The sequence below is a fragment of the Pseudomonas sp. GL_103 genome (genome assembly GCF_057835175.1).
The window spans coordinates 1,571,494-1,585,000 of record NZ_CM174420.1 but is presented as its reverse complement, the minus strand read 5'-3'; the positions used below and the strand labels follow the sequence as shown (position 1 = coordinate 1,585,000).

The window sequence follows — 13,507 nt, the reverse complement described above, 5'->3', positions numbered from 1 at the left end:
CTGTCAGCCTATAGCGGTACGTGGCGGCCTCTAGCTTGCCCTAATTTTGCCCTAAAACTGGAGAGGCGCTACGTGGCTACCTTGCTTATGCGAGTAATTTCAGGCCTTCTTTCAGGTAACGATGCAAAACTAGATCCTTCTCAGCACAGATATGCGTCAGCTGCTCTGCTTCTCGACTTGAAAAATCATCAACCTGCGTCTGAAAAGCATGCATCACCTGGCCTTTATCGTTTTGGTCGTCAATGTAATCCCCTCGACCAACGTACATCAAAGCCACCAGCTCTACCGCCTCTGCTTGCGAGAGGGTATCTAGCTCATCAAGCAAAGCTTGCCGCGGCTTGGATGCAGGAGCCAGAATCCGCTCAATGAAATCATCGCTATCGTAAGCAACCCCAGCCTCTTTGGCCTGATCAAAATTGAAACTGGCCTCAGCAAGCTCAGCGATGTATTGGGCTTTTTCGTTTTTTAGGTGATTCATGGCCGCTCCTTAGTTACCGCTATGGGCAAGTGGTAATTGGGGCCAGAACACCGATTGCAACCTCATGGCGTAATTTTTCTTCGGCTGACCATACCCCAATTGTGCTGGAGTATTTCGGACATTGCGCCCCAACCCCGTGTGATTACGGGTTTCACCATGTATTTCGAGCGCATGCATAAATGCCTGATTGGCATTGAATGGCATCGTTTGGCATACGGTTTGCCCCATTTTTGCCCCATTTTTGCCCCACTCCCAATCTCCGCCCCCGCTAGCTCAAACTCACGCCAGGTAACCAACTCGGCTAGGGTGGTCCAATCCACCGTCCAGCCATCTGAGCACAATATTTCAGTCGCGCTGCCCTTTGCTGCGGATTCCCATAAATATTCCAGTTGGCGCTACTACCACCGCTCAAAAAAAGTTGGTATGCCGCGAAAATCTCATAAGGAATGCCGTTCGACGCGGCCCAACAATCTGCCTGGAATTCGACTTGAGAGTTGTAGGCGTAGGGGGGCAAGAGATGGTGCCCTGAAAAAACATGACCAATTTCATGAGCTCTGAAAAAGCCACACGCTGGCCCAATCTGCTGGCAAATGCTGGGATTGTAGATGATGACAGCCCCATAGAATGGGTCAGGTTTGACCATGGCGATGTCATTAAGAGAGGGGTCGGGAATTTCGGGAACTGCAATCGCTAATGAGCTGAATAGAGCAGAGAGTAGCAATATAGCAAGGCGCATTTTAACCTCCTGGTCACACGAGTTATCCTTGTTCGCGCGTAGACTGCTGCCATAAGAGTTAAGCATGGCTGGAGGAGACTGGAGGAATATGCAAAACCGTACACTTTCAAACCGGAAGCACAGCTCGATGAAATCGACTTCATTGCACCAGTGATGGATTGGACTGACCAATATAATATATCGTTATATTTCAGCATGATAAAAACCAATTCATCCTTGATTTAGCAAAAATTAAGCAGAGAAAAAAGGCAGAATCAGTCCCGGAAAAGCTATTTTTACACGAAAGTCTGTCCAATCCATGACATACCGGACTGGCATCCAAGACATGGCGCTAGAAGATTTTCAAACTAGCCAGCACCCATGATCGCTGCGTTGAAGATAAGGCTGAGCAAGGGACTTGAACCCCTTTCGTATTCACCGCATATAGCTGCAGCTCCAGCGGCCGTCAAAGTTCGCCCCGGCTCCTAATCTTCATCCCCTAGAGCCTCCTTAGACTTTCGTTGACGCGCCATCGCATAGCGCGCGTCCTTGATTAGTTCGTCATACAGGTCAAATGCGGGCTCTGATCTTCGCATTGTCAGCTGATGCTCAATTCGATTTCCTGCATCCGCCGTTGCATCCTGGCGCCGGTGAAATTGCGGTAGAGAACGTCACTGCTATCCTTGGGGTTTCTCGAAAGGAATCGACACCATGCCAAGCGATTATTCACTGTCGGATGTACTGGAAAGGCTGTTCGAAAACCAGCAGGCCCTGGAGGCGGCCATTATGGAGTTGACCCTGCTGATCGAGGAGCAGGGGGCACAGGAAGTGGGCGGAAATGTCCGTGGCGCACTGTGGAGCATGGGTGAAAACGCCGGTCATATCAAACAAGGCTTGGCTCGATTGAAGAAATTGGACATCGGTTAACCGACTGCACACCAAGGGCCCATCACCAGTCATGTCGAGGTGGATTTGAGGAACCAGTCCGGTTCATCTCACAGGCAACTATCGGCCAGGAGCGGTCATCGAGTTTCTACAAAATCCGGGGCGATTCACTCATTGCTGGACCTCTACCACAATCCCGTCCGTCAACAAGCGCTTACGGTGCTCTTCCGATATGTTGGAAAGCCCGCTGGCTGGATCGCTTAATACTACGTCACCTGTCGCTGCGCGGACCATGAAGTTGCTGGCTCCAAGATCCACGTCGACGTTTGTTTCCACGATGTATTCAGGGAGTAGGCGTTGCAGGGCTTCCACGGCCTGTCGCGTGCAAGGTTCGATAGGGGCATCGTCCAGCTTTGCTAAAAGGGCATGTTTGTCTTCTGGTGTGGCTAGCAGGTCTCCGTCATCACTATCGGTCAGATGCAGCAGGAGACGCGCGACGGCTGCTTGCTGATCGGGGTAAGTCTCTAGGCTATTCAGATGTTCCAGATGAGCCAACCATAGGTAATCGGGGTAGTAGTCGTCGTTTTGATAAAGCGCGACGGCGCCATAATCCGTCAATAGCCGAACTACACCTGGTATACCGAGCTTTTTTGCCTTCGCTGCGAAGTTATGTGTGGCATTGTCGGAAGACAATCGATACACCGAGGCTGGTGTTTCGCCTTCGAACAGAACGCTAACCGAACCTAGATTGATGATCTGTTTTCCGGCTAGGGGTGAGTGAGAGCGGACCGCTTCAAACACCTTTCCCTCCAAAATCCGCTGATGTGCAATGTCCATCCAACCATCTCCTATTGATTATCTAGATCCGATTGCCCTTGGACAGGTTGCAAGGTTCACAGAGTAATTGCAGATTTCTAACGGTGTTACTGCCACCGTGGGAAAATGGAACGATATGGTCGAAACACAACAACTTTCGAGACTCACACTGTACGCAAGCACCGCCGTCTCGTTGCCAGACTTCGCGCTGCACGACTCTGGGGATAGCCTCCCTGCGCGGAGCAACAGGCTTAGGTGCCGGCATGATTTTTATATCAACGGGGATAAGCACGCTTTCGGCGCTAGTCTCGCTTGAGGCGGTGGGGCGAGGAGCAGCGATCACCGAAGGCAACGCGGCCTTGGCGGCAAAGGCCTTGATATAAGCCAAAACATCATTCAGCTCGGCGTCAGACCTCAGTATCAACTTGAGCGCAGGGAGCCCTTTTTCCAGGCCCGCGGAAGCATGGGTACCACTATGCCGTCCTGAGTCGCCCGCGTACTCCAAGGCGATTTCCGGTACTGGTTGATCGTCTGGTGGATAAGGCAACCAAACAAACGCGGCATCTTCGCGATTGGGTTGGTCGGTCTGAATAACGACTCCAAGTCCCGCAACGTTGAAGGCGGTAACTTTTACGGTGATTCGGTCCGGGTTTCCGAACTCTTGGTGAAACCGCTCGATGACCTGATCTTTAAACACTCAACATTTTCCTTTGCCAATGAATTCGAGATTCGCTTCCAACTCGTCTGTGCACCGGTATCGCTGTAATTTAGATGAGACTTAGGCCAAGACTATACGAGCTGCCGGGGATTTCGTAGACGATGAGTTCAACCCAAACGCCTGCACCACTCGCAAAATCAAAAACTATCAAGGTTCAAGTCAGAGTCGGCCCTAGGTCTCTAGACACTGTGACCGGCAGCTTTGGGTCCAGGCTGTGTGAAAACGCATGCGCCGTTTTGAAGTCTGCGTTGCTACGTAAAATCTGCCAGCGTTTGGTTAATCAGCAGACCGGAAATTTGCGTAGGAGCGCGATTTTCGTTCCTGTCCTGACTGTAAAACCTGCTCCAAAATGTTTTCACACAGCCTGGGCCGTCTCCTGCCCTTCGCGACAGGCAGAAATCGGCCAAAAGCAATGGGATGGACCCCTCCTCACTTCGGCATCTTGAGTGCCAGACTGAAGGTGCGAACCGCAGTCAACCGTGAGAAGGAGTCCACACATGAAGCTTATGCGCATTGGGGTCGACTTGGCCAAGAACGTGTTTCAGATCCACGGCGTGGATCGTCATGAGCAGCCAGTCTGGCGGCAGCGTCTGTCTCGCGAACGCTGGCTGCAAACGGTGCTGGAGAAGATCGAACCCGGCTGTGAGATCGGCATGGAAAGTTGTAGCGGTGCGCACCATTGGGCACGGCAACTACAAGCACGTGGATTTCGGGTGAGGCTGATTGCGCCGCAGTTCGTCAAACCGTACGTCAAGAGCAACAAGAACGACGCCAACGATGCCGAGGCAATCTGCGAAGCGATGAGCCGCCCCAGCATGCGCTTCGTCGCCGTCAAGACCATCGAACAACAGGATATCCAGGCGACGCATCGCATCCGGGCCGGCTTAATCGAACAGCGGACGGCCAAAGCCAATCAGATTCGTGGGCTGATCGCCGAGTACGGCCTCGTTGCTCCGAAGGAGTTGCTGATGCTGCGTCGCGCCATACCGTGCTGGTTGGAAGAGGCGGATAACGGTTTGACGGTACGTTTTCGTCGTCTGCTGGATGGCTTGTGGGGCGACCTTCGCACACTGGATGAACGCGTGGGCGAACTCGACAGCGAGATATCGGCAATCGCGGCAAGTGAACCAACGGCCGTTCGTTTGCAGCAGCTGCGCGGGGTCGGCCCGATGATAGCCACCGCACTCGTTGCTGCCATTGGTGATGCCCGACAGTTTGCCAATGGCCGGCAGTTGGCCGCCTCGTTAGGGCTGACGCCGAGGCAACACAGCTCCGGCGGCAAGGATCGACTGCTGGGCATCAGCAAACGTGGCGATGCTTATCTGCGAACGCTGATGATCCATGGTGCACGATCGGCATTACGCACGGCCAAATTTAAAGATGACCGGCTCAGCCAGTGGGCTGTCCGTTTAGCCGAGCGCTCACATCCCAATGTCGCCGCTATCGCTTTGGCGAACAAAACTGCACGCATGGCTTGGGCGATGCTGCGCAACGGTACTGATTACCAACCGGATCGGGCAGCGGCCTGACCCATTCATCCCGGAAGAAGCCCCATACACCACGATTGCGAAGCAACCCGAGCAATGGCAAACCGGTCGAACCGGCGTCGGCAAAACCCTTTAACGTCCAGGTGCATAAAGCACGTAAAAGCGATCGGGAGCCGACGCGCGAATAGCCCATCATGGCCCTGCATCGAAACGATGCCGCAGTAAAAGGCCGAATATACGTGTGCAGTCGGCACGGGCGCCAAAGCAAAGGAGGCTTGCAATGAGGAGGAGTCCATATATGGACGATGGACACGGTGATGGCAAATGGGTAGGGTCACTGATGCCGCTTTCGACTCTAGAAGGCAGCAGGGCTTACCGTCATCCATATCGCGTTTCTCCCTGAGCAATGTCGCGTTTGCTGCGACCACCTTAAGCTAGACAAGGACTCACAGGACGACAGGAACGTTATACGACACGCCATTGCGACAAGAAACGCTACATGGCCTGTCGCCTAATAGTAGTTGGGCGTCGCAATAGACTTAGGAGAGTAAATGGAAGGGCTGAATAGCAAGCACTGCTCAAAGTGCGGCGAAGCTGTAATGCCAATGGCTGCTTTTTGCCAATCCTGTGGAGATCGACTGCCAAGCAACATCTCCTCCGCTTTTGTAGCTTCGGTGGCCGCCATTCAGCCTGGAGATCCGGCCGCGCCCGTTCAGGAGTTCCGGAAGCTTCGCGTTATGAACTGGGCCATCGTCGCGCTAATCTCAGTTGGTGCGACGATGACACTCTTTAAATCACAGACCTTCACAGGTGTATTGATTGTCGCAGCATTAATGACCTTCATAGCTGGCCCGTTCCTATTAACCGCCGTAGTGCTATCAAGAGAAACTATCTTCTTTGCCGGCATTCCAGTGGCCGCGCACAGAAGGAAACTCAAGAAAGTCGCTGTCGCGTTCAATGTCATCTTGGGCGTGTTTGGCACGCTGGGCCTAATCACGGGCATGGTTACCGGACAAATCGCGCCATTGGTGTCAGCGCTCTTTTATGTAATTCCGCCAATCCTAAACGTCCGGGCTCTGCGGGCTCTGGTCTTGCCCAGCTAAGCCGCAAACCAAAGTGACGCCACGGGGAGAAACATGAAAGAAATAATTAAGCGAAATAGTGCGTATGAACGAACTGTCAGATGATGAGTTTCACGATGCCCTGAGTTGTGAAGATCACTTAGGGATGGTTATTCGTGGCCACATTCATATTGAACATTGGGTTGATCGATTTCTGCTCTCAGCAATGCCGTGCTACGACAAGTATGCTGAAGACATCAACGCTGATTACGAAACAAAAACATTATTGTGCTGCGCATTGGGTCTTACACCAGAGCTCAAAGGGCCGCTCGCCCTGATTGGCAAGCTTCGCAACCGATTTGCTCATCGTCCAAGCTACAAGCTTACGAAGTCAGATGTAGACAATCTCTATGCTGCGCTCTCTGGCACACACCAGCAGCATTTAAAAAAGTCATACAAGGCATTGGCATTACGGTATCAACGAAAGGAAGCGTCATTTTCAAAGCTCGGGAACATTGAACGTCTAAACCTGCTGTTCATGCTGCTTCGTGCAAAACTAAAGAAAGCACATGCCCAACTCAACGAAAATGCATAACAAGTGGTTAAAATCGCTCGCTTCTCTCTGGGGCCACGCTCGCGCCGTTTAGCACAAACCTTATCAATGTCTGCAAAGGGTCGCTTTCTGCCTCTCGCGACGGGCAGAAAACGGCCAAAAGCGGACACTCAGCCCAACGTTTTTTTTCGGCCAGAAGTCGCCGGCCGGAATACCATCACGAAAAGGATTTACACTCGTTTGGCCCCGATTCAGATCGCTGTCTAGATACGGAAAATAGATTTGTGCAGATTCAAATTATTTACACCCATACAGACATGTTGCTCTCCAAGCATCCTTACCCATCGTGGAGAGAGATTCAAAATCAGTACCCTGACTACGTGACTTCGCTCGGTCCCTGGGATGAAGATACGGTTATCGAATACCTAGCAGATGAATACCCCGATCTTTCCCCTCATCCAAAAGAGCAAGTCGTTGCGTTAATTGAGGATACTGAAGAGACAAGAGTGCTTACTTTTGCCGTTTAAAAAATCTCCCTGACGACCATCCGTAAATGTTCGCGAATGACGTCCACTATGAGTCCAGGCTGTGTGAAACCGTTTTAGAGCAAGTTTGACAGTCAGAATCGGAGCAAGAATCGCGCTCCTATGTAAATTTTCGGACTTGCTGACCAACCAACAATCGGCAGATTTTACGTAGCAACGCAGACTTCAAAACAGTGAATGCGTTTTCACACAGCCTGAGTCGATTTGTGCCATCAACACAGGTCGCAATCGGCAAGAAATGGACTGTAGACAGGTAACCGCTGATATCCCTACGTTGGTCAATCCAGTAACCGCACGCTCATCCCTGCCGAGAGCATCCTGAGCCAGTATTTTAATCAGAGTAATCGGCGTCACCTGGTTGCAATCACGAAGGATCGCGATGCCAAGCCACGCCTTGATATGCTCGCAGGCGAGTGCCGCAGGATTGATTGCACTATCCACCCCAGCAGCACCCCACCTTGAAGATCAGAGCACCTTGGTGATCTGTGGCGGCCACCATGAACCATCAAGCACGGACGGCGACGCCTCCTTTGGCCAATAAATCCGGAACATGGGAATGAATCCCGTGGCCGGCGCCGGAAGCCAGTTGGACTCCTTGTCGGGGCCAGGATTGTCCTTCTGCAGATACAAGTCGATCGAGCCGTCCGCATTCGTTTTGAGCTGGTTTCGTGGACTCACCGTGTACCGATTCAACGCATTGGGGGTAAAGAAGTATTTATCGTCATACATCGTCAGTGACCAGAAGCCACTGGCGGGGGGCAATTCGCTCTTGCTCTTGAAATGAACTACATACTTGTTCCGCACGGCGTCCAGCGGCTGCCCGTCAGAATCCTTGAGTCCAACGACGTAGACCGCGTCCTTCGGTGCGTTCGCTGGGATTCCGAATGCAGCGAGCCATGCGCGCGCCATGTAGTCTGTGCCGTAGTGACCAACCTTGAGATTGAGAAGCCAGCCGTTCTTAGTTTCACCGGAACGTGCAGTGTATTCAACGATGTTTGCCCAAGCAGCCTTGGGCGCATCTTCAATCGCCTTCGCTACAGCAGGGTCAAATGCACTCAGCTTGAAATCTTGTCCGGGCACGATCCCAATCTTCGCCAACTTCGCCACCATCGGTGCATCTTCTGGCGCGGGAGGATTATTCTTCATCAAATCCGCCATCCACTGGAAGTAGGTGGCTGCATCCAGCGCGTTGACATTGTCGCGAACAGAACGCTTCATATCTAGGCTAGAATCGATCTTGCCGGCAGGTGGGTTATAGCTTTTACCCCAGGAACTCAAAGGCTGAAGCTTGTACTGGTCCTGCAGCGCCCACACTTCCTTGTAGTCCTCGGGAGTGCCGGACGAATAGGTCCGGGCAAGAATCCAGACAGTCGATGTCGGCGACTTCACCTGCTTCACGCCCTCGGGAAGCTTGCCCGTCCAGCCTGGTCCCGTGATGGCATAGCTTTGGGCCTTCTGGCCGGTGGTACGTGAGCCTGGATCGAAGATCACCGGCACCCACGCATCATAAAGCTCCCAGACATAGTAGCGATCCCCCATATCCGGCCAACTGACGATCCAAGGCTCCTTGGATACGTCGACAAACGCATTCGAATACAACGTATCCGCGTTGGGTGTATGCGTCCGGGCATCACGTCTTGCGTGATTAAACCGGCTGCCACTTATGCGGAAGTAACTGCTCGATTTCGCTCGCCCGCTGCGTCGGCAGGCGCGTGAGAACATCCTTTAGATAGGCGTATGGGTCATGACCATTCAGTCGCGCAGACTGGATCAAACTCATGATCGCCGCAGCCCGTTTTCCGCTGCGTAGAGACCCGGCGAAGAGCCAGTTCTTGCGCCCAAGAGCCCATGGCCGGATCTGGTTCTCTGCCCAATTATTATCAATGGGTACAGCGCCGTCATCGAGGTAGCGCGACAGCGCTGCCCAGCGTTTCAGGCTGTAATCGAGTGCTCTGCTGATAGCCGAACCTTCGGGCACAAGATCACGCTGGGCGATCATCCAGGCATGCAGCCTATCCATCACGGGGACGGCTTTTTCTTGCCGTATTCGGCATCGTAAATCCGGCTCCAGGTCGCGCACTTCGCTCTCGATTTCGTACAGCAACTGGATGTAACGCAGGGCCTGCTCGGCGAGCTGGCTTTTATTCGTGGCGTGCAGTTCGAAGAACTTGCGCCGCGCATGGGCCATGCAGCCGATTTCGGTAACACCAAGTTCAAAACTGGCTTTGTAGCCGCCAAAATCATCGCAGACCAACTTACCTTTCCAGCCTTGCAGGAAGTTGCGAGCATGCTCACCGGCGCGGCTGGGGCTGAAGTCGTAGACGACAGCGGCGGTTTCGCAAAACTGGCTAGTGGCGTACGCCCAAACATAAGATCGGTGGGTTTTCTTCGAGCCCGGAGCGAGCATTTGCACGGGTGTTTCATCCGCGTGCACGACCTGCTGTCCGATCACTACGTCACGCAGGGCATCGACCAAGGGCTGCAACTGCACGCCCGTAACGCCCACCCATTGAGCCAAAGTCGAGCGTGGAATCGCCAAGCCTGCGCGACCAAAAATCGATTCCTGACGGTAAAGCGGAAGATGATCAGCGAACTTCGCGATCATGACGTAGGCAAGTAACCCGGCAGTCGGGATGCCCTTGTCGATGACCTGCGCCGGTACGGGTGCCTGGATCAGCGTTTCGCAGTCATCGCAAACCCACTTGCCACGAACATGGCGTTCAACGGTAAACACGCCCGGCGTGTAGTCCAGCTTTTCGCTGACATCTTCACCGATGCGCTTGAGTGCGCAGCCGCATGGGCAGTGGGTGTTGTCCGGTTCGTGGTGGATCAACGTGCGTGGGAATTCTGCCGGCAATGCCGTGCGCTTGGGCTTTTGCTTTTTCTCGGTCGCCGCTGGCGCTATTTGCAAGGCTTGAAGCTCGGCCTCAATCGCCGCGATATCGGTATCGATCAGGTCATCAAGCAGGCTGGCCTGCTCAGGATTCATCTGCTCGCTGCGCTTGGCAAACTTCAAACGCTTGAGTTGTGCGATCTCGTGGGTCAGCTTCTCGATCACCGTTTGATCGCGGTTGATCTTCTTGCCCATGGTTTCGACCGTCTTGCCCATGGTCTCGACTTGCGACAGCAACTGCGCAGCGAATGCACGCAGTTGGTCGGGAGTCATTTGATCGAGATTGGGCGAGAAAGTCATGCCGTGGATTTTACCAAAGCAGATCGCTTGCGGCAGTAGGCCAAGGCGCTAATTACAGCTTCTTAAAGCAGTGTGATTGCACCGCCAGCTCCAACACGTTGCCAAGGTAGGCCGAGCACCAAGGCCTGAAGTTGTTCGGTATCCAACTGCATTTCGCTGCCTGGTCGAATTCCTGGCCAGTGAAACTTGCCTTGGTTCAAGCGACGTGCAGCCAGCCAAACGCCAATTCCATCGTGTACCAGCACTTTCATCCGAGTCGCGCGGCGATTGGCAAACAGATAGGCACAGTGCGGCTTCGCCGCACCAAACACCGCGATCACCCTGGCCAGCGCCGTTTCAGTGCCGGCGCGCATATCCATGGGCTCGGTGGCGAGCCAGATGGCGTCGATGCGGATCATCGCACCAGGTCTCGAAGGAAAGCGGCGCAGGCAGCAGCACTATCGGCTGGCCAATTCACTTTGACAGTGCCGCGTGGGTGCAGAATCTCAACGCTGATATTCGATGAAGATACGTGCGCCGTTGTTTGCATAGGCAATGGGATGAATGCAGGTGGCAGCGCCGTGCTTTTCTGCGCGTGCAACCGAATCCATTTGTGGACGAGGTTTGCGTTAAGGCTGTGGCTGAGCGCGATACTGGCAATCGAAGCGCCGGGCTGGGCGCACTCTTGAATGACCTGGGCCTTGAAGGATTTGGAATAGGAACGGCGTGTTGGCTGCATGAAATACCCGCTTAAAAGGCTAGAACTGGTGCCCACTTAAATTTAAGTGCACACCATGTCTGGGCTTTGCAGGGCTAGGTAGATGACTTGGCCGGACGCATACCGTTGGGTGCCGTGACGTCGCGGTAGGCCGCGGAAGGATACTCGCGCAGATTGGCGAACTGCCCCATCGGCGCACGTGTTGTGGCTGGTTTCTCGACGTTGGTTATAACCTTGCGCGACATCTCTACCGAGACCAGGGAGTAGCCGTACACATAAGCATCGATCGCGATGCCTCGGGCCTCGTCCGCGGTCAGCGCTTGGGCTGCCCCGCTACCGGCGACAAGGCTCGCCGCGAGTGCCCAGTTGGTGAGAAAACTAAACTTCATAGTTCCATATCTCCATTTCCATTTAATCGACTGGTAGCCAAAGACCTGCACACATGATGTTGTCCCAGCAACTCCTCGGCCTCTTGCCACATCGGTCGCATTGAGATCGTTGAGAAGCCAAGTTCGTCGCGCGGAGTCTGAGGAGAAACGAAAGGTACAACTGCACAAACCTTAGCGCCTCGCCAAATTCGTCTTTAGCATAAAAAATCGTTGACACAGTGTGGCTTAGGCGTAAAGCAAGAAAGTCCGGCGCATTCACTTTACTGCCCCCATCAAAAATGCATCTTGCATTTCCGGACAGTATGCGAGGTATATCGCTCAAAATTTCCAGGCACCGTTCAAGCGTAGCACATGACAATTTTCACACCGAAAGGGTGAGGCGGACCTTGCTAGCGCTGAGTCAACAACCCAAAGGTGAGCATTACTTAGGGGTTATTCTGCACCACCCTGAAGGGCTGCTTTGGGTCGGATAGCGACCACCAGCCATTGTGACTGATCCACCCTTGTCCTCCCTCAACGTGGAGGACGAGCCATGAACACCATTGCTAGATACAGCCATCAGCCTTGGAACAAGGGAAAGCTTGTCGGTCAGAAAGCCCCGCTCCGAGTCAGAGATATCTGGGCTATCCGAGTAAGACTTCAGCTTGCTGAGAAGGCGCGTGATTTGGCGCTCTTCAACTTGGCCATCGATAGCAAGCTGCGTGCCTGTGACTTAACCAAGTTGCGAGTCCGAGACATCGCCCATGGGGAACATGTGTCGTCACGGGCCATCGTGATGCAGCAAAAAACTCAGCACCCAGTGCAGTTTGAAATCACTGAGCAAACCCGAACGGTTCTGGAGGCTTGGATGCGCCAGGCGCGTCTCCGCAGCGAGGACTTCTTGTTCTCGAGCCGGTTGCACGCCTCAGACCATCTTTCCACCAGGCAATACGCTCGAATAGTCAAAGCTTGGGTGACAGCTATTGGCCTTGATCCAACCATGTACGGAACCCACACGCTAAGGAGAACCAAGGCTTCATTGATCTATCGCAGGACGAAGAACCTGAGAGCCGTCCAACTTCTCCTTGGTCATACGAAGCTTGAAAGCACTGTCAGATACTTGGGAATCGAGGTCGATGATGCCTTGGAAATGGCCGAGCAGACGGAAGTCTGACCATTCACTGCGACGGTCGATGCTAGACCGTCGCTATTCGCCCCATATCTGCCAGTCAATTGTGTCTACAAAATCAGGGGCCATTCAAATCAGAGGGCAGTCTTGCGCTGAGTAAGCTATGACTGGCGTATCCTTAAAATGGAATCTGTGATGGCTTGAGCATTAGTGTCCAGCGTTTCCATGGCCGACATCGCATTAGTGGCGACACTGCCTACTCCATTTTCTGAGAGCCACTTGGTTATTTCTTCTATCGCTGCACTTAGGGCGTGCTGGTTGTGGAGGAGCAATGTCAGAGCGTCCGCTGTGGCGATCTTGCAATCTGAGTTATCCGGCATAACGGTCGTCCTTGAGTAATGATGCCGGAAGCCTAGCTCATCTCGCCGTTGGCTTAGACTGGTGGCTAATTACCCAGGTCTACCCAGCTGTTTGCATTCAACCTGACAGTCCTTTGGAGCGAATTTGACCAGCACGCCCCCTGGTTATGACCGGCAGAGGTCGACCCAAAGCCGAATTTCGCATCCTTGAAAGCAGCCACTCGAAATGGAATCGCCTACAAGTCATTGGCTGAAATATGGATACGAGTCTCCGCGCCTGGATATACCCAGAAGCTTTACCTTGTTGCCCGAGCCATGCTGCCTGGGCACCAATCCCAGCCAGGCGCAGAATTCTAATCCGACACCGGGTATCGCAGCCCCGCGCGAGGCAAGGAACCTGACTGGAGCGATCCCAGCGCAGGTAAAAAGACCTAGCACCCAGAGAAACACGGCAAAAGCCACTAGTGCTCCTATACTTTGGTCGTCACATGACACTGGACGCT

The 13,507-nt window shown here is 53.5% G+C and carries 16 protein-coding genes and 1 pseudogene; 6 read left to right on the top strand and 11 right to left on the bottom strand.

Annotation, left to right across the window (positions count from 1 at the left end):
- Positions 1–85: 85 nt before the first annotated feature.
- Both AC3IP0_RS07230 and AC3IP0_RS07225 read right to left on the bottom strand, forming a co-directional pair.
- Positions 86–478: a DUF3775 domain-containing protein gene (locus AC3IP0_RS07230; protein WP_489327044.1), complete on the bottom strand. Its 393-nt coding sequence runs from the start codon at positions 476–478 to the stop codon at positions 86–88.
- Between the two features lie 301 nt (positions 479–779).
- Complete coding sequence (locus AC3IP0_RS07225) at positions 780–1,214, bottom strand: ImmA/IrrE family metallo-endopeptidase (protein WP_489327042.1); 435 nt, start codon at positions 1,212–1,214, stop codon at positions 780–782.
- Positions 1,215–1,904: 690 nt separating this feature from the next.
- Between AC3IP0_RS07225 and AC3IP0_RS07220 the strand changes: the two genes are divergently transcribed.
- Positions 1,905–2,120: a hypothetical protein gene (locus AC3IP0_RS07220; protein WP_048395197.1), complete on the top strand. Its 216-nt coding sequence runs from the start codon at positions 1,905–1,907 to the stop codon at positions 2,118–2,120.
- 129 nt (positions 2,121–2,249) lie between these two features.
- Here the strand turns inward: AC3IP0_RS07220 and AC3IP0_RS07215 are convergent, their stop codons facing one another.
- Entirely contained in the window at positions 2,250–2,915 is a 666-nt protein-coding gene (locus AC3IP0_RS07215; protein WP_489327041.1) for a hypothetical protein, read from the bottom strand.
- Positions 2,916–2,937: 22 nt separating this feature from the next.
- On the bottom strand, positions 2,938–3,591 hold the full coding sequence (locus tag AC3IP0_RS07210) for an HNH endonuclease (RefSeq protein ID WP_489327040.1): 654 nt from the start codon (positions 3,589–3,591) through the stop codon (positions 2,938–2,940).
- 518 nt (positions 3,592–4,109) lie between these two features.
- On the opposite strand from AC3IP0_RS07210, the gene AC3IP0_RS07205 reads away from it, so the two are divergent.
- The 4 genes from AC3IP0_RS07205 to AC3IP0_RS07190 all read left to right on the top strand — a co-directional run bounded on the left by AC3IP0_RS07205 (position 4,110) and on the right by AC3IP0_RS07190 (position 7,240).
- Positions 4,110–5,141, top strand: coding sequence for an IS110 family RNA-guided transposase (locus AC3IP0_RS07205; RefSeq protein ID WP_465802548.1), 1,032 nt, complete (start codon positions 4,110–4,112; stop codon positions 5,139–5,141).
- A 509-nt stretch (positions 5,142–5,650) separates the two neighbouring features.
- Positions 5,651–6,202: a hypothetical protein gene (locus tag AC3IP0_RS07200; protein ID WP_489327038.1), complete on the top strand. Its 552-nt coding sequence runs from the start codon at positions 5,651–5,653 to the stop codon at positions 6,200–6,202.
- Between the two features lie 64 nt (positions 6,203–6,266).
- On the top strand, positions 6,267–6,755 hold the full coding sequence (locus tag AC3IP0_RS07195) for a hypothetical protein (protein WP_489327037.1): 489 nt from the start codon (positions 6,267–6,269) through the stop codon (positions 6,753–6,755).
- A gap of 242 nt (positions 6,756–6,997) precedes the next feature.
- Entirely contained in the window at positions 6,998–7,240 is a 243-nt protein-coding gene (locus tag AC3IP0_RS07190; protein ID WP_489327036.1) for a hypothetical protein, read from the top strand.
- A gap of 483 nt (positions 7,241–7,723) precedes the next feature.
- Here AC3IP0_RS07190 and AC3IP0_RS07185 read toward each other — a convergent pair whose 3' ends face one another.
- The 5 genes from AC3IP0_RS07185 to AC3IP0_RS07165 all read right to left on the bottom strand — a co-directional run bounded on the left by AC3IP0_RS07185 (position 7,724) and on the right by AC3IP0_RS07165 (position 11,537).
- On the bottom strand, positions 7,724–8,857 hold the full coding sequence (locus AC3IP0_RS07185) for a DUF1254 domain-containing protein (protein WP_489327035.1): 1,134 nt from the start codon (positions 8,855–8,857) through the stop codon (positions 7,724–7,726).
- 46 nt (positions 8,858–8,903) lie between these two features.
- Positions 8,904–10,451 carry an IS66 family transposase gene (gene tnpC / locus AC3IP0_RS07180; RefSeq protein ID WP_489327034.1) on the bottom strand — a complete coding sequence of 516 codons (1,548 nt, stop codon included), beginning with the start codon at positions 10,449–10,451 and terminating at the stop codon, positions 8,904–8,906.
- Positions 10,452–10,513: 62 nt separating this feature from the next.
- On the bottom strand, positions 10,514–10,849 hold the full coding sequence (gene tnpB / locus AC3IP0_RS07175; protein WP_489327032.1) for an IS66 family insertion sequence element accessory protein TnpB: 336 nt from the start codon (positions 10,847–10,849) through the stop codon (positions 10,514–10,516).
- Positions 10,846–11,169 (bottom strand): IS66-like element accessory protein TnpA, encoded by a 324-nt coding sequence (gene tnpA, locus AC3IP0_RS07170; RefSeq protein ID WP_489327031.1) that lies wholly within the window; start codon positions 11,167–11,169, stop codon positions 10,846–10,848. Before tnpA ends, tnpB begins: the two co-directional genes overlap by 4 nt.
- A 74-nt stretch (positions 11,170–11,243) precedes the next feature.
- The gene (locus tag AC3IP0_RS07165; protein WP_489327030.1) at positions 11,244–11,537 is read right to left on the bottom strand and encodes a hypothetical protein; all 294 of its coding nucleotides are present in this window, start codon (positions 11,535–11,537) and stop codon (positions 11,244–11,246) included.
- Between the two features lie 532 nt (positions 11,538–12,069).
- Here AC3IP0_RS07165 and AC3IP0_RS07160 point away from each other — a divergent pair.
- Positions 12,070–12,690 carry a tyrosine-type recombinase/integrase gene (locus AC3IP0_RS07160; protein ID WP_489327028.1) on the top strand — a complete coding sequence of 207 codons (621 nt, stop codon included), beginning with the start codon at positions 12,070–12,072 and terminating at the stop codon, positions 12,688–12,690.
- Positions 12,691–12,806: 116 nt separating this feature from the next.
- On the opposite strand, the gene AC3IP0_RS07155 is transcribed toward AC3IP0_RS07160, so the two are convergent.
- Both AC3IP0_RS07155 and AC3IP0_RS07150 read right to left on the bottom strand, forming a co-directional pair.
- Positions 12,807–13,025, bottom strand: coding sequence for a hypothetical protein (locus tag AC3IP0_RS07155; RefSeq protein WP_489327027.1), 219 nt, complete (start codon positions 13,023–13,025; stop codon positions 12,807–12,809).
- Positions 13,026–13,265: 240 nt separating this feature from the next.
- Positions 13,266–13,364, bottom strand: a pseudogene (locus tag AC3IP0_RS07150) (transposase); the annotation flags it as partial.
- Between the last annotated feature and the right edge of the window lie 143 nt (positions 13,365–13,507).